Origin of the sequence: Streptomyces sp. ST2-7A, assembly GCF_021390475.1 — a bacterium.
GTDB lineage: Bacteria > Actinomycetota > Actinomycetes > Streptomycetales > Streptomycetaceae > Streptomyces.
On record NZ_JAJUWS010000029.1, the window covers coordinates 55483 to 77065 of the forward strand.

General features: G+C 72.5%; 17 protein-coding genes. 11 read left to right on the forward strand and 6 right to left on the reverse strand.

The annotated features are described in order from the left end of the window. Positions 1–52: 52 nt before the first annotated feature. Complete coding sequence (locus LZF96_RS17885; protein WP_233873294.1) at positions 53–571, reverse strand: GNAT family N-acetyltransferase; 519 nt, start codon at positions 569–571, stop codon at positions 53–55. 142 nt (positions 572–713) lie between these two features. On the opposite strand from LZF96_RS17885, the gene LZF96_RS17890 reads away from it, so the two are divergent. The 5 genes from LZF96_RS17890 to LZF96_RS17910 all read left to right on the forward strand — a co-directional run bounded on the left by LZF96_RS17890 (position 714) and on the right by LZF96_RS17910 (position 6488). After that, positions 714–1547, forward strand: a complete 834-nt coding sequence (locus LZF96_RS17890) for a hypothetical protein (RefSeq protein WP_233873297.1) — start codon at positions 714–716, stop codon at positions 1545–1547. 32 nt (positions 1548–1579) lie between these two features. Continuing rightward, positions 1580–2830: a hypothetical protein gene (locus LZF96_RS17895; RefSeq protein ID WP_233873300.1), complete on the forward strand. Its 1251-nt coding sequence runs from the start codon at positions 1580–1582 to the stop codon at positions 2828–2830. After that, on the forward strand, positions 2827–4326 hold the full coding sequence (locus tag LZF96_RS17900; protein ID WP_233873304.1) for a hypothetical protein: 1500 nt from the start codon (positions 2827–2829) through the stop codon (positions 4324–4326). Before LZF96_RS17895 ends, LZF96_RS17900 begins: the two co-directional genes overlap by 4 nt. Continuing rightward, the gene (locus LZF96_RS17905) at positions 4323–5669 is read left to right on the forward strand and encodes an AAA family ATPase (protein ID WP_233873307.1); all 1347 of its coding nucleotides are present in this window, start codon (positions 4323–4325) and stop codon (positions 5667–5669) included. The genes LZF96_RS17900 and LZF96_RS17905 overlap by 4 nt, the downstream gene beginning before the upstream one ends. Before the next feature lie 147 nt (positions 5670–5816). After that, positions 5817–6488 (forward strand): class I SAM-dependent methyltransferase, encoded by a 672-nt coding sequence (locus tag LZF96_RS17910; RefSeq protein WP_233873312.1) that lies wholly within the window; start codon positions 5817–5819, stop codon positions 6486–6488. Positions 6489–6645: 157 nt separating this feature from the next. Here LZF96_RS17910 and LZF96_RS17915 read toward each other — a convergent pair whose 3' ends face one another. From LZF96_RS17915 to LZF96_RS17925, 3 genes are all read right to left on the reverse strand, one after another. Beyond that, positions 6646–7590, reverse strand: a complete 945-nt coding sequence (locus LZF96_RS17915) for a nitroreductase/quinone reductase family protein (RefSeq protein ID WP_233873315.1) — start codon at positions 7588–7590, stop codon at positions 6646–6648. Between the two features lie 762 nt (positions 7591–8352). Next, positions 8353–9273 (reverse strand): S1 family peptidase, encoded by a 921-nt coding sequence (locus tag LZF96_RS17920; protein WP_233873318.1) that lies wholly within the window; start codon positions 9271–9273, stop codon positions 8353–8355. A gap of 739 nt (positions 9274–10012) precedes the next feature. Then, entirely contained in the window at positions 10013–11461 is a 1449-nt protein-coding gene (locus LZF96_RS17925; protein ID WP_233873321.1) for a WGR domain-containing protein, read from the reverse strand. Positions 11462–11720: 259 nt separating this feature from the next. Here LZF96_RS17925 and LZF96_RS17930 point away from each other — a divergent pair, with 259 nt between their 5' ends. The 3 genes from LZF96_RS17930 to LZF96_RS17940 all read left to right on the forward strand — a co-directional run bounded on the left by LZF96_RS17930 (position 11721) and on the right by LZF96_RS17940 (position 14258). Next, on the forward strand, positions 11721–12143 hold the full coding sequence (locus tag LZF96_RS17930; protein ID WP_233873325.1) for a type II toxin-antitoxin system PemK/MazF family toxin: 423 nt from the start codon (positions 11721–11723) through the stop codon (positions 12141–12143). A gap of 542 nt (positions 12144–12685) precedes the next feature. Next, positions 12686–13501: an MHYT domain-containing protein gene (locus LZF96_RS17935; RefSeq protein ID WP_233873328.1), complete on the forward strand. Its 816-nt coding sequence runs from the start codon at positions 12686–12688 to the stop codon at positions 13499–13501. Positions 13502–13520: 19 nt separating this feature from the next. Beyond that, on the forward strand, positions 13521–14258 hold the full coding sequence (locus tag LZF96_RS17940) for a PIG-L deacetylase family protein (RefSeq protein WP_233873331.1): 738 nt from the start codon (positions 13521–13523) through the stop codon (positions 14256–14258). 108 nt (positions 14259–14366) lie between these two features. Here the strand turns inward: LZF96_RS17940 and LZF96_RS17945 are convergent, their stop codons facing one another. After that, on the reverse strand, positions 14367–15725 hold the full coding sequence (locus tag LZF96_RS17945) for an MFS transporter (RefSeq protein ID WP_233873385.1): 1359 nt from the start codon (positions 15723–15725) through the stop codon (positions 14367–14369). A gap of 599 nt (positions 15726–16324) precedes the next feature. Between LZF96_RS17945 and LZF96_RS17950 the strand changes: the two genes are divergently transcribed. Next, positions 16325–17098 carry a M23 family metallopeptidase gene (locus LZF96_RS17950; RefSeq protein ID WP_233873335.1) on the forward strand — a complete coding sequence of 258 codons (774 nt, stop codon included), beginning with the start codon at positions 16325–16327 and terminating at the stop codon, positions 17096–17098. 189 nt (positions 17099–17287) lie between these two features. Here LZF96_RS17950 and LZF96_RS17955 read toward each other — a convergent pair whose 3' ends face one another. Next, entirely contained in the window at positions 17288–18280 is a 993-nt protein-coding gene (locus tag LZF96_RS17955; RefSeq protein ID WP_374203267.1) for a glycerophosphodiester phosphodiesterase, read from the reverse strand. Between the two features lie 461 nt (positions 18281–18741). Between LZF96_RS17955 and uvrB the strand changes: the two genes are divergently transcribed. Both uvrB and LZF96_RS17965 read left to right on the forward strand, forming a co-directional pair. After that, a complete protein-coding gene (gene uvrB, locus LZF96_RS17960; RefSeq protein WP_233873341.1) occupies positions 18742–20883 on the forward strand; it encodes an excinuclease ABC subunit UvrB in 2142 nt (713 codons plus the stop codon). Between the two features lie 95 nt (positions 20884–20978). Then, entirely contained in the window at positions 20979–21557 is a 579-nt protein-coding gene (locus tag LZF96_RS17965; RefSeq protein WP_233873344.1) for a TerD family protein, read from the forward strand. Positions 21558–21583 lie beyond the last annotated feature (26 nt).

A 21583-nucleotide genomic window follows, 5' to 3' on the forward strand; every position in this document is an offset into this window, starting at 1 on the left:
GGGCACCTCGCGCACGGCGGCCGGTCGGTCCCGGCCGGTCGGTTCCGCCGTCTCAGTCCCGCAGTTCCTCCGCCAGCAGATCCAGCAGCATCCCGTCGCTCCACTCGCCGGTCACGTGGTCGTACCAGTACCGGCGCAGCACCCCCACCCGTTGGAACCCGCACCGTTCGTACACCGCGATCGCCCCCGCGTTGCGCGCGTCGGGGTCGATGGCCAACCGGTGGTGACCCCGCGTCCCGATCAGCCAGCGCGCCATCGTGCGAACGGTGTCGCCGCCCAGTCCCCGACCGTGGAAGTCCGGGTGCAGGAACAGGTCCATGCCCGCGTGCCGGTAGTCCGGGTCGGGCTCCTCGTACCACTGGACCATGCCGATGACGCGGTCCTCCAGCGTCACAGCCAACACGGTGTGATCCTCGGCCGCCAACTCCGCCATCATGTTCGGCCACACCCACCACCGGGCGACCTCCGGCGCCGCCAGGGCCTCCCTGAACGCCGGCGCGTCCGTCTCACCGGCCCGCCGCAGCACGATCCGCCGCCCGACGATCGACGCGCCGCTCTCCTCGGTGCTCATGACGGACAGTGAACCCCCGACACGCGGCCTCCCACCCGGAGGTCCGGGGCGCGTGCGGCCCACCGCCGGACCGCGCGGCGGGCGTGCGCGCCGGGCATCGTGAGCCCCACCGGGGCGACGGGACACCCCATAGGGTGGGAGCGTGACCCCCTCGCCGGAGGAACCGCGGGCCCGCGCCGCCGAGCTGCGCGCCGTGCTGCGGGACGCCATCCGGAGCCGGGACCGCGCCCTCGCCGCCCGGGCCCGCCGCGAGCTGCGAACGATCGAGGCCGCCCGGGCAGCCGCCACCGGTGGCGCCACCGGTGCGCGGGGGGAGCGGGGCGGAATCGACCGCACCACCGCCGACCGTCCCCTCCCACCCGCCCGGGACCGGGTCCGTCGAGCCCTCGTCCTCCTCGGAGCCCCCGCCGCGCCCAAGCTGCTCTCCACCGTCCACGAGGCCTTCTTCGGCGAACCCCTCATCCCCTCCCGCATCGCCTCCCTGCGGCGCGACGAGGAACGTTCCTTCGCCGCCAAGGGGCCGGCCCGTGCCCCATACGTCTGCGCGGCTCTCACGCACGACCGCTTCGCCCCCGTGCGCGGATTGCTGGCGCTCTCCGACCGGCCGCTGGAGTATCGGGTCATCGGTCCCCTCGGGCCCCGCGTCGACCACCTCACCCACATTCGCAACCTCGCCGTCCGGGTACGGGAGATCCGGGCGGCCGGTGACGCCGAATCACCGGCCGCCGCCGGGTTGTTGCGCCGTTTCGCCCTCACCGTTCCCGGCTCCCACCGGATCGGCGACGGCCCCGCCCCCGATCCGGACCTCGACCTCCTCATCCGGGCGGTCGAGGCCGAGGCCCTGGTGCACAGGGACGCGGACGATCGCCACCGGCGTGCCGCCGCGGCCCGGGCCCGTGCCCAACTCCCTTTCGAGCGACAGTTGTTCGGGGCGACCCCGTTGCAGGTCATCCGGCCTGTCACCGACCTGACGTAGCCTGTGCCCCACCGTCCACCCGAGAAGAGACCATGTCCACGCACCAGCCCGAGGACCGCCTCGCGAGCCTGCGCGGTCCGCTCGCCCCGGAGCCCTGCACGGCGCGCGGTATCACCGCCCTGACCGCCAACCCCGGTTGTTCCCGCCGCGCCGTTCTCGACGCCGCCGGCGTCGACAAGGCGACACTCGCCGAACGCCTGGGTCGGCCGGCCCGGTTCGGTCAGTCCCCCTTCGCCCTCGCGCGGGGCCGCGCCTTCGAGGCCATGGTCAAGGCCAACGGCTACGCCGAACTCATCGCGCTGCTGCGCGAGAACCTCGGGGCCCCCGTCGAGGAGGCGGCCGTCGCCGATCTCAACGAGGTCGCCGGCAGCGCCTCCCCGGCCCTGCGGGCCCGGGAGACCGAGCGGGTGTTCGATCGCCTGGCGGGCGGTGACGAGGAGCGCGTCCTCCTCGACCACCCCGTACTGGAGTTGGAGGTCGCCGGTCGCACCGCCCTGCTGGAGCCGGACGCCGTCACCCACCGTGTCGGCGGTCGGTTCCACGTCGTGGAGATCAAGTCCTTCGCCGTCATCGACGGTCAGGCCGACCCCGCCAAGACGGCCGAGGCCGCCAAGCAGGCCGCCGTCTACGTCATCGCCCTGCGCCGCCTGCTGGAGCGCCTCGGTCACGATCCCGAGCTGGTCGCCCCCGAGTTCCTGTTGGTCTGTCCGAAGGACTTCTCCCAGCGGCCGATCCTGGCCCGGATCGACGTGCGCCAGGAGATCGAGGCCATCGGCTTCCAGCTCTCCCGACTGCGCCGTGCCGACGACCTGGCCCGTCCGCTGCCGGCGGGCGCCACCCTGGACCTGAGCACCCGGCCCGACGGCGCCCCCACCCGCACCGACACCGAACTCGCCGGCACCGTCGCCGCCCTGGACACCCACTACACCCCCGACTGCCTGGGCTACTGCGACCTCGCCCGACACTGTCGCGCCGAGGCCGTCGAGACGGCCCGCCCCGGGCGTCTGGGGGGTCGGGCCCGTGACGACCTGCCGGGCATCGACTCCACCCGTGTCGCCCTGTCCCTCATCGACACCCCCGGCGACCGCGGCGAGCCCGACGACCCCGACCGGGCCGAGGTCGCCGAACGCCTGCGCGCCGCGGCCCGGTTGTACGACCTGCGGCGTCCGCCCGGCCCCCGTGTGTCTTCCGTGCCCTTCGCGCGGTCCGGGCCGTCGGGGTCGATCGAGCCGTCGGGGTCGTCGGGGTCGGCCGACACCATCGCCGGGAGGAGCGTCGGATGAGCCTGCTGACCACCGTCGCCGGCCTGCGCGCGGCACAGGCCGGCGTCGCCCAACCGCTGACCACCGTGCGCCACGCCCACATCGACGACCACCCCCTCGTCCTCATCCCCCTCACCCTCGCCGGCGAGGCCTGCGCCCCGCTTGCCGCGATGCTCGGCACCGACCGCGACCGGCCCGTCCTGCTGACCGTTCCCCAACCCCGTGACCGCACGCTGCGCTTCCGCTTCGCCGAGGAACTCGCCGACCTCCTGCTGCCCCGGATCGAGGAGTGCCGGGCGGAGAGCGAGACCTACGAGGCGGGCCGGCCGAAGGAGGAGCGCGAGCGGTACACCCGCGCCCCCCAGATTCTGGTGCCCAACCCGGGCGGCATCGAGTTCGTCCGCCTGCTGGGCCGTTCCACCCGCCTGCGTCGCACCGACGGCCCGCACGCCGTCGCCCCCACCGTCCCGCTCCTGGGCAACTGGCTCACCTGGTTCGCCGATCGCACAGACTTCCCCGGCTCCGGCCTCCTCCTGGCCATGACCCGGCTGCTCACCGACCACTGGGCCACCGGCCAGAGCCCCACCGAGAACGCGCACCTGCCCTCCCTCATGGCGTGGATCGACCCGCCCCCCGGCCGAACCGGCGCCGAGGCGGCCCTCCTCGCCGAGGACCCCGGCACCCACCCACCCGCCGGCCCCACCACCGACCCGGTCTTCGACCGCACCCTGCACGAGCTGACCACCGCTCGCGACGCAGCCCCCGACGACCGCGCCCGCGCGGCCGTCGACCTCCTCATCGCCGACGAACTGCGCTCCCAACTCGCCCCCACCTGGGAGCTGATGTGGCGGGGTGTCGACCTGCTGCGCGCCCTGCCGGCTGCCGGCCGGGTCCCCGACCGCCGTGCCGTGGACCGCACCGTCTTCACCCACTACGCGACCTACCTGGAGGAGGACGGCCGCCCCCGCGCCCGTCGCGACCACGCCGCCTCCGCCGCCCGCAGACTCTCCCACCTGGAGGACTCCGCCGCCCGGTACGAGACCGAGCGCGCCTTCGACGACCCCCTGGTGATGGCCCGGTACGAGCTGACCGGCGAGGCGTTCACCGGCACGGTGATCGACCGCGACCCCGACCGGATGATCGAGAACGGCCGGTCCCGCCTCTTCCGTCCCGGCCTCACCCTGCGCGTGGACACCCGACCCCTGCTCGCGCCCGGCACCGCCGTGCGCTGCGCCGGGCGCGACGGGCTGAAGGCGGAGATCCTCGACCGCCGGGAGGTCCCCGGCGCCGGCTGGGAGATCGAGCTCCGGTTGACCGGTGGCCTCGGCCGGGTCCGCAAACCGCCCGCCCCCGAGGGGGTGATCCCCGACCTCGGCGAGGAACTGTGCTGGACCACCCTCGGCGGCTACATGACGCCCGCCCCGCTGCCGGCCGAGGAGGAGACCCCCTGGACCCACGGCGGGCCGCCGCAGCCGTACGAACCCACCCCCGACGACGCCGAGGAGAGCTGGGGATGACGCTCACCGACGTTCCACCGGCCGCCGACGCCCCGCCGGGCGCCCGGGCGGACGCCGCCGTCGCCCGGGTCCTCGCCGACCTCGACACCACCACCGAACGCGGCATCGTCGTCGACTCCCCGCCCGGAGCGGGCAAGTCCACCCTCGTCATCCGCGCCACCGGCCACCTCGCCGAGCGGGGGAGACCGGTGATGATCGCCGCCCAGACCAACGAACAGGTCGACGACCTCGTGGACCGCCTGGCCGGCACCCACCCCGGGCTGGCCATCGGCCGTCTGCACGCCACCGGCCACGTGTTGCCGCCCCGGGTCACCCGGCACCCCCGGGTGACGGGGGCCGCGAAGATCGATCCGCTGCGCGACCTCCCGGTCGTCGTCGGCACCGCCGCCAAGTGGGCGCACGTGGACACCACCCCCTGGGACTGGGCCATCGTCGACGAGGCGTACCAGATGCGCTCCGACGCACTACTGCGCACCGCCCGGCTCTTCGAACGCGCCCTGTTCGTGGGCGACCCCGGGCAGCTCGATCCCTTCGCCACCGTCGAGACCGACCGCTGGACCGGCCTGAGCTGGAATCCGATGAGCAACGCCGTGGACGTCGTGCTCGCCCACAACCCCACCATGCACAGCCGTCGGCTCCCCGTCTCCTGGCGGTTGCCTGAGACCGCCGCACCCCTGGTGCGGGACGCCTTCTACCCCTTCCAGCCGTTCGTCTCCGGTACGGTCGCCGCCGACCGCGTGCTGACCCTCGACCCCGCCCCGCAGCCCGCCGACGACCCCCGGGACACCGTGCTCGACCGGGCAGCCGCCGGCGGCTGGGGATACCTCGAACTCCCCGAACGCCACACCCTGCGCACCGACGGACAACTCGCCGACGCCCTCGCGACCACCACCGACCACCTGCTGCGCCGCGCCCCGCTGGCCAACGGCGAACCGATCGGAGCCGACCGGGTGGCCATCGGCACCGCCCACAACGACCAGGCCGCCGCCGTCCGCGACCGCCTCGCCGCCCTCGGCCCGCACCTGGCCGACGTCACCGTGGACACCGCCAACAAGCTCCAGGGGCGGGAGTTCGACGTCACCCTGATCTGGCACCCGCTGTCGGGACGGACCGACGCGAGCGCCTTCCACCTGGAGACGGGACGACTGTGCGTGCTGCTCTCCCGGCACCGGCACGCCTGCGTGGTCGTCGCCCGGGCCGGGATCCGGGAGTTGTTGGACCGCCACCCCACGACCCGGCCGGTCCACCTCGACGTGCCGCCGAAGTTCCCGGATGGTTGGCGGGCCCACCAGTTGGTCCTCGACCACCTCGACCGCCCCGCCCACCGCGTCCCCACCGGCTGAGCCGGTGGGGACGCGGTGGGGGCGACCCGGAGCGGGGGTCGGCCGGCGGCGTCCGGCCCCCGCTTCCCCGCGCCGGACGGCGGGAATTCGATGTGACGTCACGGTGGGGCCGAACCGGCGAAGCGTTCCTGCCCTACACTTCGCCCCGTGACCGACCTCGGGTTCCTCACCGCCACCCGCGATTCCTACGACGCCCTGGCCGACGGCTACACGGAGAGTATGGGGATCGGCTCCGACCTCCTGAAGGAACGACCGATCGAGCGGGCCCTCTGCGCGGCCTTCGCGGAGCTGGTGCGTGCCGGTGGGGGAGGGCCGATCGCGGACGTGGGGTGCGGGCCGGGCCTGTGGACGAACGAACTGCACCGGCTGGGCGCGGACGTCCTCGGGATCGACCTGTCGCCGGGCATGGTCGCCTCCGCGCGTCGCACCCACCCGCATCTGCGCTTCGAGGTGGGGTCCATGACCGCCCTGGATCTGCCCGACGGCTCGCTCGGCGGGCTGCTCGCCGCCCACTCGATCATCCACGTGCCGTGGGAGCACCGTCCCCGGGTCTTCGCCGGGTTCCGCCGGGTGCTCGCGCCCGGCGGAACCCTGATGCTCACCTTCCAGGTCGGGGACGAACACCTCCACTTCGAGGAGGCGTTCGGCACCCCCGTGGATCTGGACTGGTACCGGCAGCGGCCGGGAGAGGTGACGGAGCTGCTGCGGGAAGCCGGTTTCGAGATGATCGCCGAAACCGTGCGTCAACCCGTCGGGAGGGAGAAGACCCCGCAGGGTTCCGTACTGGCCCGTGTCCCCCCGTCCCCGGAAGTTTTTTGACCCGCCCCGCCCCGCCCGGCCCCTCCCATGCCTCTCCGCCGACATTCCTCGACGCTCCGGGGCCCCGCCGAAAGGGCGACGGGCTGTCCTCCGTGAGCTCCCCACTCCGGGGTGGGGAGACCACGTGATCGGTGGGGGGACGGTTCCCGGGGCGGTCTCAGGGGGACGGGGCGGAGGGCGGGGCATCGGCCGGTGGGAAGGGGATGGTGGCCAGGACGGGGAGGAGGGTGCTCTCCTCGTACTCCAGGTGGGCTGTCAACTCATCGCTTAGCCGATTGAGTTCGCGACGGAAGTGATCCGGCGCGGCAGTGGTGACATCGTCGAGCAGAGTCACCAGTTCCCCCTGGAGGCGGGCCACCACGCGGTGTTCCTCCCGGAGCCGCTCGACGGTTCCGCGGAGATGGGGGTGTTGCTCCGCGAGCGCGGGCAACAGGTGGGTGTTCTCGGAGGAGTGGTGGAAGTCCAGCGATTGGCAGAACGCCAGGCAGTGCTGCCGGATCTGCAGCCCGAGACCCGGAGGTGGTGGGGGAGCGCCGGCCCCCGAGGCCTTCCGTGCGGCGAGATGGGCCTCCACCTCGTGGTGGGCGTGCCGCAGTTGGGAACGCAACCAGGTGTGGATCTCCAACAACTTGTCCGCGAGGGTGGTGCCGCTGTCGTCCACGGCCCGAACCCCGTCCCCCTCCTCGGGGACGGGTTCCGATCGTTCCAGCGCCACGACGGGGAGGACCCGGGTGGTGTGGTCCCGGTACTCGGCATAGCCGGGAGCGACCCGGAGCACCTCCTCGAACAATCGGTCCCGTTCCCCGCCCTCGGCGGGGACGGCGATCGCGCCGAACGACTCCGTCCCGACCTCCACCCGGACCATCGGGTGGGCGAGCAGGTTGTGGTACCAGGCGGGATGCCGGGGGGCGCCGGCGGCGGATGCGACGACCAGCAGTTTCTTCCCGTACCGGACGTATCCGAGCGGGACGGTGTGTTCCCGACCCGATCTCGCTCCGGTCGTGGTCATCAGCAGGAGGTCGCCCCCCTCGAAGGGGCCACCGACCTTTCCGCCGTTGGCACGGAACTCCTCGATGATCTCCTGGTTGAAGGATGGGGGCATGGGGTGTCGTGACTCCCGGGGAAGGGGCCCACCTCGGGGCGGGCGGAGGAAGGACAGGGAAGACGGGGAGGAGGGCAAAGGGGCCACGCGACGTTTCGGGAGGACGCGGCGGGACCCCCGGGTTCGGAGCCGAGAAGGCGGAACCGGGCGGTCGGAGGATCACCCGGCTCTCCCGCGCGGGGCGCGGGTGCGCGACAGGGCGCCGAAGGGGTTACGAATGGTGGTCGGAGCGTCCCGGTGGGGACGCGGACCCTCCCGCCGGCGGGTGAATGGCGCGGCGGGGGAACGGATCAGACGAGCGGCGGCGAGGATGACCTCATGGCAGCGCTCCTTCCGGACGGGTGGCACCCACCTGTCGACCGGCCCACTGCTTTTTGGCCGACGGCGCGTGGCACCCGGCCATCGAACCAACCCGACGAAGACGGTGTCAACACCTCTCGTGCCGGCCGACATCGGCCGGCGCCCGTCCGGGTGTGCCCGCTGCCGGGAAGGGCGGTCGGCCGGCGGCATCCCCGGAGCGGGGGCTTCTGCCGTCGGGGTGACGTGCGGGGCGGCTGTCGCCGTTTCATCCGCGCCACGGACCGAGTCACCACCTCCGTACCCGGGAGCGGACGACATCCGGTACGTGACCCCGCCGACGAGGGGCACCGACGCGGGCGCACCGGCACCGGTGGGTGAGCACGTGCGCGACCCCGCCGGCGGGACGTGCCGGCGGGGCCGCGGAGTGGAAGGGGCGGGATGAGTGGTTCGGGAATCAGACGATCACGGCAGGCTGATGCCGTGGTTGCCCAGCGCCCGGGTGACGGGCTCGTAGAAGGTGGTGCCGCCGAAGGTGCAGTTGCCGGACCCACCGGAGGTCAGGCCGACGGCGGAGCTGCCGGACCACAGCGGACCGCCGCTGTCACCGGGCTCGGCGCAGACGTTGGTGCGGATCATGCCGTAGACGATGTCGCCGCCGCCGTAGTTCACGGTGAAGTTCAGCCCCGTGACCGAGCCGGAGCGGCAACCGGTGGTGCTGCCCGACCGGGTGACGGGCATACCGACGTAGGCGTTGGCGGTACCGGTGATGTTGACGATCGAACTGTTGCAGATGACCTGGCTCGGATTGGCGGAGGAACCGCCGCTGACCGAGATGTACCCGTAGTCGGCGCCCGGGAAGTTCGAGTAGGCGGTGGGGCCGAGGTAGGTGGTCAGGGACGGGTTGCTGTACCAGCCGGGGTAGCCGTTGGTGCAGTGCCCGGCGGTCAGGGCGTAGGCGCCGCCCTGGACGTTGAAGCCGAGGGAACACCGCCACCCGGCGCTGGCGTAGATGGCCTGGCCGCCACGCAGCAGCGGGGAGAAGGTGCCCGGCACCTCCTCGATCTCCAGGGCCCCGGCGTTGGCGCCGGCGCTCCGCATGATCTGTCGCAGTTCCTTCTCGGTGACGCTCTGGTCGACCAGCACCGTGACGGTTCCGGTCTCCTCGTCCACCGACCAGGCGGTGCCGCCGACATCGGTGGTCTCCACGGCCTCGGCTGCGGCGTGGAGTTGGTCGGTGGTGAACTCCTGCGTGGTCGCGGCGGCGGAGCCCGGCAGGGTCAGGGCCAGAGCCGCGGCGAGGCCGGCGGAGATCGCCAGTACACGGCCGAGCCCCCTGGTGCGGCGGTCGCCCGTGGTGCCCTTGGTGGTGCGCTTGATTCTCACACGTCCTCCTGTGGGGGGGAATGAGCGGATCGCACTCGTGAGCAGCGAATCAGTGAAGGCTTCCGATGATCTTTCGCCTCGGAAATCCATCACGATGTGCGAGTATTCAGGTGGCTCCGATGGGTCACAAGGGTGACTCTCGGCCGGTTGTCGGTGGAACGGGAAAAGTCGTGACGGACCGGTGTGACGCGGGGGATTTCCGTGTGGAAGATCGAATGTCCTCGTCCGTCGACCCCGGGAGGCGCGGGGGGACGCTGGGCCCGGTGGCTCCGCCGGAGGTGTGCCCGGGCCGCCCGCGCCGGGGTGACCGCGAGCTCCCCGGAAGGGTTCTTCGGTGGCTACCGTTCCCGTGACGATTGCGGAGAAGGCAGGTTCCACCTGCGCGAATGTTCGGTTTCCGCCCCGGGGAGGGGCGAGGGGAGGGCCCTCGATCCCGCCCCCGGTGCCCGGGGGACGCCGAGGGGGGATCGGAGGACCGGTCGTCTCCGGCGACGGGCGCTTGTTCCCGGGATGTCGCCGGTGTGGCCGGGAGTGCGACGGTGCCGGGGGAACCCCCCGGCCATCCGCCCGGGGCACACCCGCCACTCATGGGCCGGGGTGGCTCATACGCGTAGTCAATCGAAATGTTCGACGGGTGAAATCAAGATAATTCCGGCCCAACCTCCCCTCGGCGTGCTCCGAATTTCCAGTGGGGCGCGAAATGATTTCCCCGACCGGGGAACCGCATCCGTTCCATCCGTCACAGCAGGCGACGGATGTCACCGCGCACCCGGTAGAAGCCCCCCGGCGCGCCGTGCACGGCTTCCACGACGAAGCGGGCCCCGGGTTCGCGTATCCGACGGGGGAACTGCACGAACCAGCCGGGCTCGTAGCCCTCGGAGAGCACCCGCACCCGGGTGCGGTCGCCGTCCCGGAAGCACTCCACCACCACGCCGTCCGCGGGTTCGGAAACGGCGGTCAACTCCTGCGCGGCGAGGGCGGGTCGACGGGTCGGGAGCGCGGCGGCGACCTTGACGTCCATCGGGGTCGGGATGGTCCCGCGCTCCGCCGCGGCGATCGCCTCCGGGCTCGCGTCGACGCAGGCCATGCTGCCGTCCGTGGTCACCAGGTACAGCCGTTCGCGGTGGTACTGCATGGAGAGCGCCGAGCCGCAGCCGGTGCCCAGCTTCCACAGACGGGTGCCGTCGGCGGCGAAGCAGTAGACGGAGGAGGCGGAGTCACCGGCGAAGACGTGCTCGCCGTCCGGGGAGGTGGCACAGGAGTACACCGAGGCGTCACAGCGGTACTCGGCGAGCCGGCGGCCGTTCGACTTCGCCAGCCGCGCCACGGTGCGGGAGGAGGTGCCCGCGTACACGGCGTCGTTCTCCTGCCACCCGAAGAGCACCGACCCCCGGGTGGGGGTGTGCCAACGTTGGCCGGAGCCGTCGGTTTCCCAGGCGGTGACCCCCGCGCCGTGACCGTGGTAGATGGCTTCCGCGTCCCGACGCACCATCCAGCCGCTGCTCCCCTCACCGCGTCGGGACCACTGGAACTCGTCCTCGTGGTCGATGACGGTCAGGCCGCCGTCGCGATCCGAGACGTTGAGCACGCCCTCGTGGATGTCGAGCCAGAAGATGTCCACGTCCGGTGCGACGGTCCAGGCCGCGAACGGCAGCTTGCCCGAGAGGTCGTAGACCGAACCGTCGTCGCATCCGGCGTAGATCCAGAAGTCGTCCGCGACCAGGCACTTGACGCCGTCCGGAAGTCGGTACCGGGCCGTCACCGAGCCGTCGTGGTCCAGGGCGTGCACGTCGCCGGCCTGATTGCCCACCCAGCACCGCTCGTCGTCCACGTGGATGCCGAAGGCCGCGGAGCCGGTGCGGAACCGCCACAGCACCGGGGCGCCGGAACGGGCGGTGGAGGGGGCCGAGGTGGTGGCCCGTCGGGTGACGGGTCGGGGCGCCCGACCGCCCGGGGTCGCGGGGGCGTAGCCCTTGCGCTCCTTCTCGGCGACCTTCCGCGCGGCGGCGGCGCGGGCCTTCTCGGGCGAGGCGAAGGTGGTGGTCTTGAGCTGCCCCCCGGTGCCGATCCGACCGTAACGCACCGAGACGTCGAGGCCGGTGACGACGACCTCGTAGAACTTGTGCGCTCCTTCACCGTCCTCGGACAATTCGAGGTAGGTGGTGACCGACGTGTCGGACGCGGACATGGTGGTGCTCCCTCCCCGGGCCGGCCGCCCGGCCGGTTCCCGATGATCGGAAACGTAGAGGGGGCCACTGACAACGGCCGTCCCCAACGGCCCCCCACAACCCCGGAGGAGCCCGGGCGGGCGGGGTTGCGGTGGCCCGGTGACATCACCGATCGACACCCCGGGTCCCTCCGGCCCGACCGGCGCGCGGCGCCCCGTCCCCGGTCCGCCCCCGACCCGGCCCGTACCCACCGGTGGGCCGGCCGCGCCCACCGGTCCGATGCCCGGCCGGGACGGCCCGGGCGCCACCGCCCCGGTGGATCCCCGCTCGGTGCGGGTGGTGCGCTGTGCCCGGGCACCGGACCCCGACGGCGAACCGGATTTCGGCGAGGTCGTGTGGACCCGGGTGCCCTACGAGGAGATGGACGGGCGCGGGAAGGACCGGCCGGTGCTGGTGGTGGCACGGGCCGAGGGCGACTGGCTGCTCGCGGTTCAGCTGACCAGCCGACGGAGGGACGACGACCACGAGTGGGTGGCACTGGGAAGCGGCCCGTGGGATCGGGACGGTCGGGAGTCCCGGGTGAACCTGGACCGTCTGTTGCGCGTCCACCCGGCCGGGACCCGCCGCGAGGCGTGCGCGTTGGACGCGGCGCGTTACCGGATGGTCGTCCATCGACTTCAACAGCGGTACGGCCGGCGCTGACCCCGTCACGGGCGGCACCGCCGTCCCGGCCCATCGCGTGTGGTTCCGCCGTGAGGGGACGGGACCACGCGCGATGGCGTTCCCGCCCGGTCGGCTTCGGGTCGACCCGGTTCGAGTCCCGCCGGGTGCCGGGAGGTTCGCAGGTTTTCAGCCGGCACATGCCGGAGGCATGAGCGGGGGCAGGTATGTCACCCGTCGTGGAGGTGGCGTACACCAACCCGAATCACGCCGGAAGATCGTCACAAAATGGCAAGATTGCCCATTTGATCCCAGTGAAACGTAACGTTTCGATCGCTCCTCTGTGAATAACCGATGTGTTCAGGCCATTCCGGACCTAGCATCGGGTCGGCCGAAACTCGTCGCTTCCGCCCCGGGTGTGACAGCTCCTCGACGACACCGCGCCGCACCACCACCCCGAGCCCCGGGATCGGTGTGCCGTCGTGCGGTCGAATCCCGTCACCCCACCGCGACGCTCCGACGCCACCGCACCGTTCGCGCACCGCCAGTGCATCGCTCGCCCACACAGCAAGGGGGGACCCGTCGTGTACATCACCGCAGGGGTTCCGGTAGACGGATTCACCTACGGGCTCATCACACCCGTGCTCGGTTTTCTCATGGCCATGCTGGGCAGCGCGCTCGGCCTGCGTTGCACGGTCCGCGGTCTGACCGCCGTCGGTCGCCGTCGGTCCGGCTGGCTCGCCCTCGGGGCGGTGGCCATCGGCACCGGCATCTTCGTCATGCACTTCATCGGGATGATGGGCTTCACCAGCCCCGCCCTCCCGATCAGTTACGACGCGACCATCAGCTACGCCGGCCTGGCGGTCGCCATCCTCGTGGTCGGCCTGGGCGTCTTCCTGGTCGGGCACCACCACACCTCCGTCCCGGCCCTGCTCGCCGGCGGCGTGATCACCGGCCTGGGCGTCGCGGGGATGCACTACCTCGGCATGGCCGGCATGAGGATGGACGGGAGTCTCGGCTACGACCCCCTGATCGTCGTGCTCTCCATCGCCGTCGCGGTGGTGGCCGCCACCGCCGCCCTGTGGTTCGCGGTGGCCGCCCGTTCCCTGGGCGCCGCCATCGGGGCCAGCGTGATCATGGCCATCGCGGTGAACGGTATGCACTACCTCGGCATGCAGGCGCTGACCCTGCACGCCCACGCCGAGGTGGTCGGTCTGGGAGGGCGTGCACCCCTCGAGACGCTGATGCCCATCCTCATCGGGCCCATCGTGCTCCTGCTCTTCGTCGGGCTCGTCGTCGGTCTGGACCCGATGACCGCCGACGAACTGAACACCCGCTCCGAGCGCCTCGGCACCCCAGGGCGTCCCCCCGCCCGTCTGCCCCAGCCGCAGCGGGGCTGACGGCGGTAACCTCGGGGACATGACGGATGCCCTCACCCCCATGCCCGAGGAGTGGGAACGCGCCCTGGCCGTCGTGGCCCACCCCGACGACCTCGAGTACGGGGCCGCCGCGGCGATCGCCGAGTGGACCGCCGCGGGCAAGGACGTGCGCTACCTCCTGGTCACCCGGGGGGAGGCGGGTATCGACTCCCTCCCCCCGCAGGAGTGCGCTGCGGTCCGCACCGGCGAACAAATGGCGAGCGCGGCCCGGGTCGGCGTCACGGAGGTGGAGTTCCTCTCCCACCGGGACGGTGTGGTGGAGAACGGCCCGGCACTGCGCCGCGACCTCACCGCGGCGATCCGCCGCCACCGTCCGGAGCTCCTCATCACCATCAACCACCACCCGGTGTGGGGAACCGAGCGGATGCTGAACACCCCCGACCACCGCGCGGTGGGATGGGCGGTGCTGGACGCCTCCGGGGACGCCGGCAACCGGTGGATCTTCCCCGAACAGCTCGCCGGCGGTCTGCTCGAGCCCTGGGGCGGCGTGCGCTGGATCGCCGTGGCCGCCTCGCCGTTCGTGGACCGGGCCAAGGAGGTCGGGGAGGAGGCGCTGGAACGCGCGGTGGCCTCGTTGCGGGAGCACCACGCCTATCTGGTGGGATTGGGCGTCGAACCCGAGGAGTACGCCCGCGAGTTGATCACGGGCGGGGCGGAGGCCGCAGCCCCGCGTTTCGGCGGGCGGCGCTGCGTGCCCTTCGAACTGTTCCTCCGCTGATCCCGCCGTCCCGCCTGCTCCGTCCCGCGCCCGATCCCCTCATGCGATCCCCCGTCCGGCGGATGCCCGTCGGACGGGGGATCGGGCGTCCGGGCGCGCCCCGATGGTTCACCCGGTCCGGCGCGACGCCGTCCACAGCGCGAGGGCGGCCACGGGCAGCAGGAGCGCGGCCGCCACGGCGTTGAGCGTGCCGTATCCGGCGAGGAAGACGATCGGTCCGGCCACGGCCCCGCCGAGGGCGGCGCACCCGTTCATCGTGAGATCCGACAGGCCCTGGGCGGCCGGTCGCACCCCGACCGGCACCGATTCGGTCACCAGGGTGGAACCCGCGACCAGGCCGGCGGACCAGCCCAGGCCCAGGACGAAGAGGGCGATCGCCGATTGGGCGTGCCGCCCCTCGGCGCTGCCGGCCAGGGCCGCGGCCACCGCCACCGTCCCCAGCGCGCCCCACAGCAGGGGGAGTGCGCCCAGTCGGTCCGCCAGGCGCCCCATCACCGGGGAGAAGGCGTACATCCCGGCGATGTGACCACTGATGACCAGACCGATCAGCTCGATCCCGGCCCCGTGGTGGGAGAGGTGGACGGGAGTCATCACCATGATGCTGATCATCGCCGTGTGCACGACGGCGACCCCCGCCAGCGCGGTCCGGGCGGTGGGGGAGGAGACCACCGCCTCCCAGCCCTCGCGCAGCGCCCGTTTCCGGTGAACGGCGGTCTTCGCCGGAAGGTCGCCGGGTGCGGCCGTCCCTCGATCCCCCCGGCCGGGGTGGGGAGGGGGCGGTTCGGCCCCGGTCTCCGCCCCGTCCCCCGCGGCGAGGGAGCGGGCGGTGAGCAGTGGGTCGGGGCGCAGCAGCAGATGGGTCGTGGCGGCGGCCAGGAGGAAGATGCCGCTCGCCCACAGGAAGGGGCCGGCGGTATCCGGTATCCGCCCGTCGAGGGCGCCGACCGCGCGACCGGCGGGGGCGGCCAGATTGGGGCCCAGGACGGCGCCCAGGGTGCCCGCCCACATCACGCTCGCGATGGCTCGCCCCCGTCGGTTGGCGGGGGCGAGGTCGGCGGCGGCGAAACGGGCCTGGAGGTTGGCGGAGGAGCCGGCGCCGAACAGCAACATGCCCATCAGCAGGGGCACGAACCAGCCACCGGTCGCGGAGACCACCACGATCAGACCGCCGCCCGCGCCGATCAGGTAGCCGGAGGTGAGGCCGGGGCGACGACCGTACCGCGTCATGAGGGCGGCGAGGGGCAGGGAGATCACGGCGGCGCCGGTGACCGACGCGGTCACCGCCAGCCCGGCGGCGCCGGCCGACCCGCTCACCTCGGCCGCCAGGAGGGCGGCGAGCGCGACGCCGATGGCGACCCCGAAGCCGCCGAGGATCTGCCCGATCACCAGAACGGTGGTGGTGCGGCGCCGTAGGGCGGCCATCGGATCGGGGTTCGGGTCGGAGGAGCCCCCGACCTCCGGCGACATCCCGGGGGACCCGATGGCGGGGGACTCGGTGCCGACGGAATCACCGGCGGGCGAGTCGGACGGTTGTGCGGCGGAATCTGTCACGTCGGGAGTCTGCCGGCCCGGGTCGTGGTGCCGGGCCCTTGGTCCCGGTCGGAGGACGAAAAGGTCCCGCCCGGAAAAGCCCCGGAGCGGGATCCCGGTGACCTGCGCCACAGCCTTTTCGGTACCCCCTATGTCGGATAGTAGGAAATTTCGATTCGCGGCCGGGACCTTGGTCCGTCCGATTCGGGATGTTGGTCCGCGAGGGGCGGGGCCGCCCTGCCCGGGAGTGCGGGGAGACCCATCCCGGGCTGTGGCTTCACGGTGGTGCGGAGGGTGCCCGGGCCCCCGGGTGGGCTGTTCGAGACGGCGGGGCGAAACGGACACAAAGGACGATTTACTCTTTGGTCCCCCACTATCGGACATAGCACTTCAAGTGTATCGATCATTCTTGAAAAGCCGCGAGTTGGTGGTTACTACTTGTTTTCGACGCCACCGGGAGCGAATCCCGGCGGACCCGAAACGGACTTCCCGCCTCCACGAGGAGGCGACCCGCAACCCGAGAGGTAACCACCCGAATGCCCAGCACCACCGCGATCCGCGCCCCGCGTCTCCGCACCCGCGCCGCCCTGCTGGCCGCCGGGGTCGGATTCTCCGCCGTCCTCGCCAGTGGCGGCGGTGTCGCGGCAGCGGCCGGCCCCACCGGCGGTGACCTGTTCGCCGCGGGCACCCCCGACACCCTGGCCCGCTACACCCTCGGCCTCGCGGAGGTCCACCAGAAGGCCGCGGAGGCCGAGGCCAAGGCGGCGGTGGAGGCGCAGAAGGCAGCCGAGGCGAAGGCCGCGGCGGAGGCGAAGAAGGCCGCGGAGGCGGCCGAGGCGAAGAAGGCCGCGGAGGCCGAGGCCAAGGCGGCGGAGGCGAAGAAGGCCGCCTCCTGGGTGGCCCCCATCTCCGGTGGTTACACCATCTCCGCCACCTACGGGAACAGTGGCAACCGCTGGGCCGCCGGTCACAGCGGTCAGGACTTCGCCGTGCCCACCGGCACCCCCGTGCTGGCCGTGCACGGCGGCACCGTGGTGAAGGCCGGGGGCAACGGCGCCGGTGACGGTCCCGCCTACGGAAACGCCGTCGTGATCAAGCACGACGACGGCAGTTACTCGCAGTACGCCCACCTGTCGCAGGTCCAGGTCTCGTCCGGCCAGCGGGTGGAGACCGGCTCGCAGATCGCACTTTCCGGCAACACCGGCAACAGCAGCGGCCCCCACCTGCACTTCGAGATCCGGACCACCCCGAACTACGGTTCCTCGGTCGACCCCTCCTCCTACCTGCGGGGCAAGGGCGTCAACCTCTGATCGGCGGTGACCGCCGATCGGTGACCGCCGACCCGTGAGCAACCCGTCCGGGCGGCACCCGCCGGCGACACGCGCCCTTTCCGCGCTCCTGTGTCCCGCGCGCCCCGGGTGCCCACCACCCCCGGAACCCCGCCGCCCCCGGTGTCCCGGCCCTCGTGGCCGGTCACCGGGGCGGCGGGGTTCCGGGGATCAGCGGCGTCGGCGGCCCGCCGCTGCTCGGCCCCCGTCGAGGACCCGCGTCCGGAGGGCGGGGTCGCCGGAGGCCGCCCCGTTCTCCTCCTCCGGGGCGGAGGGACCCCGGACAGCCCCGCGCAGCGCCTCCCGGATCTCGCCGGGACGGTTGCTGATGATGCCGTCCACCCCCATGCCGGCCAGCCGCACCGCGGTGGGGCCGTCGTCCACCGTCCAGGTGAAGACCTCCATCCGGCGCCCGTGCGGGCCGCGCAGCTTCCGGACATCGGCGACCCGGTCGACGGTCAGGTCGGTGTGCCGGGAATTGATCTGGTGGGTGAAGGAGGCGTACCCGGCGAGGGCGTCCCGCCCCGGGGAACCCAGGAAGCCGGTCTTCACCTGAGGGGCCAGCCGATGAACGGTGCGTACCGAGGTCTCGTCGAAGCTCTGCAGGATCAGGGAGCCGTACAGGCGCAGCGGGCGGAGCCAGCCCTCCCGGGCCAGCTCCCGCAGGATCTCCCGCTCGATGCCCGGGTACCGCGCGGGCGCCTTGATCTCCAGCAACAGCCGCTGGCCGTTGCGGTCCAACCGCCGCAGCAGCTCCCGCAGGGTGGGGACGCGCTCCCCCGCGAACTTCGGCGAGAACCAGGAACCGGCGTCCAGTTGCCGCACCTCCGCCAGGTCCAGGTCCCCCACGTTCCACGGGGCCCGATCGGGGAAGCGCTCGGCGGCGTCGGTGGTGCGCCGCAGGGTGGTGTCGTGGAGGAGAACCAGTTCCCCGTCCCGGGTGCGCTGGACATCCACCTCCACCCAGGTCACACCCTGCTCGGCGGCGGCGTCCACCGCCGCCAGGGTGTTCTCCGGCGCGTGACCCGAGGCACCCCGATGGGCGATCACCAACGGCGCGCCGACGGCGGCCCGCGGCAACGGGGCGGCCGCGGCGGTCGCCGAACCCGGGCCCGCTCCGAACCACGGCCCGACGGGGATCAGCAGCGCGAGGCCCAGGGCGATCAGCCCCGCGCCGAGACGGTCTCGGGGGCGCCGGCGCGCCCCCGAGGGGGGAGCGGTCCGGTCGTGTCCGGCGGGGCGGTGCGACGTCACGAGGCCTCCTCGCGTGGGGGACGGGCGGGGCCGGGGCGAACAGCCGGTCGGGCCGGTCGGTTGGGCCGAAGGGGTGGAGGGGAGACGGGGGAGGTGGAGTCGGGCGGGTGCCCGGGGACGCCTACCCGGATCCCGGGTTTCATTTCCCCGCCGGGGAGGCCGTGCGGTCCCCGGCGCGTGGCCGTTCCGGGAACGGCGGGTGACGAACCGGGACGACCCGCGGTGATTCGAGGGTTACAGACTGACACGCCCCCCGCTCGTGCGCCGGGAGCGCGCCCGGCCGAGTCCCCCGACCCGGTCGGGGCCGGTGCCGCCGGCCGCGAGGAGACGGGATGGGCCGGTTGTCGGTGCCGGGTCGTACCGTGGAGGTCATGCGGCCCGTCTCCCACATCGAACGCACCGTGGCGCCCTTCGAGGTCGTCAGCCCCTACTCCCCGAACGGCGACCAACCCGCCGCCATCGACGATCTGGCGCGCCGGGTCGGGGGAGGGGAGAGGGATGTCGTGCTGCTCGGCGCGACCGGCACCGGCAAGTCCGCCACCACCGCCTGGACGATCGAGCGGCTGCAGCGTCCCACCCTGGTCATGGCGCCGAACAAGACCCTCGCCGCCCAGCTGGCCAACGAGTTCCGCGAGCTGCTGCCGAACAACGCGGTCGAGTACTTCGTCTCGTACTACGACTACTACCAGCCGGAGGCGTACGTCCCGCAGACCGACACCTACATCGAGAAGGACTCCTCGATCAACGAGGAGGTGGAGCGCCTGCGCCACAGCGCGACGAACTCCCTGATCACCCGCCGCGACGTGGTGGTCGTCGCCTCCGTCTCCTGCATCTACGGTCTGGGCACCCCACAGGAGTACGTGGACCGCATGGTGCGGCTGAAGGTGGGCGAGGAGGTCGACCGCGACGCGCTGCTGCGCCGTTTCGTCGACATCCAGTACACCCGCAACGACGTCTCCTTCACCCGGGGTACCTTCCGGGTGCGCGGGGACACCATCGAGATCTTCCCGGTCTACGAGGAGCTGGCCGTCCGCATCGAGATGTTCGGCGACGAGATCGAGGCCCTCTCCACCCTCCACCCGCTGACCGGCGAGGTGATCTCCTCCGACGAGTATCTGTACGTCTTCCCCGCCTCCCACTACGTCGCCGGTCCGGAACGGATGGAGAAGGCCATCGCCGGCATCGAGGCCGAGCTGGAGGGCCGGCTGGCCGAGCTGGAGCGCGGCGGCAAACTCCTGGAGGCCCAGCGGCTGCGGATGCGCACCACCTACGACATCGAGATGATGCGGCAGATCGGCACCTGCTCCGGCATCGAGAACTACTCGCTGCACATCGACGGCCGGCCCACCGGATCGGCCCCGCACACCCTCCTGGACTACTTCCCGGAGGACTTCCTGCTGGTCATCGACGAATCGCACGTCACCGTGCCGCAGATCGGCGCGATGTACGAGGGCGACGCCTCCCGCAAGCGCACCCTGGTCGACCACGGCTTCCGGCTGCCCTCCGCCATGGACAACCGCCCCTTGAAGTGGGAGGAGTTCCTGGACCGCGTCGGCCAGACCGTCTACCTCTCGGCCACCCCCGGTTCCTACGAGCTCTCCCGCTCCGACGGCGTCGTGGAGCAGATCATCCGCCCCACCGGGCTGATCGACCCGGAGGTGGTCGTCAAGTCCACCGAGGGGCAGATCGACGATCTGGTGCACGAGATCCGCACCCGCACCGAGCGGGACGAGAGGGTCCTGGTCACCACCCTCACCAAGAAGATGGCCGAGGACCTGACCGACTACTTCACCGAACTCGGCATCGCGGTGCGGTACCTGCACAGCGATGTGGACACCCTGCGTCGGGTGGAGTTGCTGCGCGAGCTGCGGGCGGGCGAGTACGACGTGCTGGTGGGCATCAACCTCCTGCGGGAGGGGTTGGACCTGCCCGAGGTCTCCCTGGTCTCCATCCTGGACGCGGACAAGGAGGGCTTCCTGCGCTCGGGCACCTCCCTCATCCAGACCATCGGTCGCGCGGCGCGCAACGTCTCCGGTCAGGTCCACATGTACGCCGACCGGATCACCCCCGCCATGGAGCGGGCCATCGAGGAGACCAACCGCCGTCGGGCCAAGCAGATCGCCTACAACGAGGCCAACGGCATCGACCCGCAGCCGCTGCGCAAGAAGATCGGCGACATCGTCTCCGCGATCGCCCGCGAGGAGGTCGACACCCGGGACCTGCTGGAGACCGGCTACCGCAGCCGGGGCGGTGGCCGGGGAGGGGAGCGGGCGCGGGATCGGGCGCCCGCCCCCGCGCGCGAGACCGCGCCGGGAGCCGCCTACTCCGCGGAGCGCGCGGGCTCCCTCACCGACCGTCCCGCCGCCGAACTGGCCCGCACCATCGAGGACCTGACGGAGCGGATGCGATCGGCCGCCGCCGAGTTGCAGTTCGAGATCGCGGCCCGGTTGCGCGACGAGGTCTCCGAGTTGAAGAAGGAGCTCCGCCAGATGCGCGAAGCGGGTCTGAAGTAGGGAAACGCTCTCCAGTAGGGTGAGGCAAAAGGGCCGATGGGCCCGGTGGATCCGCCGCGTGGGCGCGCGGCCACCCGGCGGAAGGGGAGCGCGACATGGCCGTCAATCTCACCAAGGGGCAGGCGATCAGCCTGGAGAAGTCCGGAGGCGGGCTGACCCGGGTACGCATGGGACTGGGATGGAAGGCGATCCAGCGCAAGGGACTGGGCAAGCTCTTCGGCACCAAGGAGATCGACCTCGACGCCTCCGCGATGCTCTTCGCCGGCGGGGAGTTGGTGGACGAGGTCTCCTTCCGCAAGCTTGCCAGCAGTTGCGGCTCGGTACGCCACGGCGGGGACAACCTCACCGGCGGCTCCGGTGCCGGCGGGGACGACGAGGCCATTTGGGTCGACCTCACCGCGGTTCCGCCGCAGGTCGATCAGATCGTCTTCACCGTCAACTCCTACACCGGCCAGACCTTCGCCGAGGTGGAGGCCGCCTTCTGCCGGCTGGTGGACGAGTCGTCCGGTGAGGAGATGGCCCGTTACACCCTCACCGGCGGTGGCCCCTTCACCGGGCAGGTCATGGCCAAGGTGCAGCGGGTGGGGAGCGGATGGTCGATGACGGCCATCGGCGCCCCCGCCAACGGCCGGGTCTCCGGTCAGCTGCTGCCCGCCATCACCCCGCACCTGTGAGACCGGCGTTCCCCGGCCGTCACCGG

Bases quoted from the DNA above. Each gene is read 5' to 3' on its own strand.
- LZF96_RS17930 (WP_233873325.1), top strand. From the start codon at position 11,721: ATGCCCGGCCGGGACGGCCCGGGCGCCACCGCCCCGGTGGATCCCCGC.
- LZF96_RS17965 (WP_233873344.1), top strand. From the start codon at position 20,979: ATGGCCGTCAATCTCACCAAGGGGCAGGCGATCAGCCTGGAGAAGTCC.
- LZF96_RS17895 (WP_233873300.1), top strand. From the start codon at position 1,580: ATGTCCACGCACCAGCCCGAGGACCGCCTCGCGAGCCTGCGCGGTCCG.
- LZF96_RS17885 (WP_233873294.1), bottom strand. From the start codon at position 571: ATGAGCACCGAGGAGAGCGGCGCGTCGATCGTCGGGCGGCGGATCGTG.
- LZF96_RS17945 (WP_233873385.1), bottom strand. From the start codon at position 15,725: ATGTCGCCGGAGGTCGGGGGCTCCTCCGACCCGAACCCCGATCCGATG.
- LZF96_RS17940 (WP_233873331.1), top strand. From the start codon at position 13,521: ATGACGGATGCCCTCACCCCCATGCCCGAGGAGTGGGAACGCGCCCTG.
- LZF96_RS17925 (WP_233873321.1), bottom strand. From the start codon at position 11,461: ATGTCCGCGTCCGACACGTCGGTCACCACCTACCTCGAATTGTCCGAG.
- LZF96_RS17915 (WP_233873315.1), bottom strand. From the start codon at position 7,590: ATGCCCCCATCCTTCAACCAGGAGATCATCGAGGAGTTCCGTGCCAAC.
- uvrB (WP_233873341.1), top strand. From the start codon at position 18,742: ATGCGGCCCGTCTCCCACATCGAACGCACCGTGGCGCCCTTCGAGGTC.
- LZF96_RS17900 (WP_233873304.1), top strand. From the start codon at position 2,827: ATGAGCCTGCTGACCACCGTCGCCGGCCTGCGCGCGGCACAGGCCGGC.
- LZF96_RS17905 (WP_233873307.1), top strand. From the start codon at position 4,323: ATGACGCTCACCGACGTTCCACCGGCCGCCGACGCCCCGCCGGGCGCC.
- LZF96_RS17950 (WP_233873335.1), top strand. From the start codon at position 16,325: ATGCCCAGCACCACCGCGATCCGCGCCCCGCGTCTCCGCACCCGCGCC.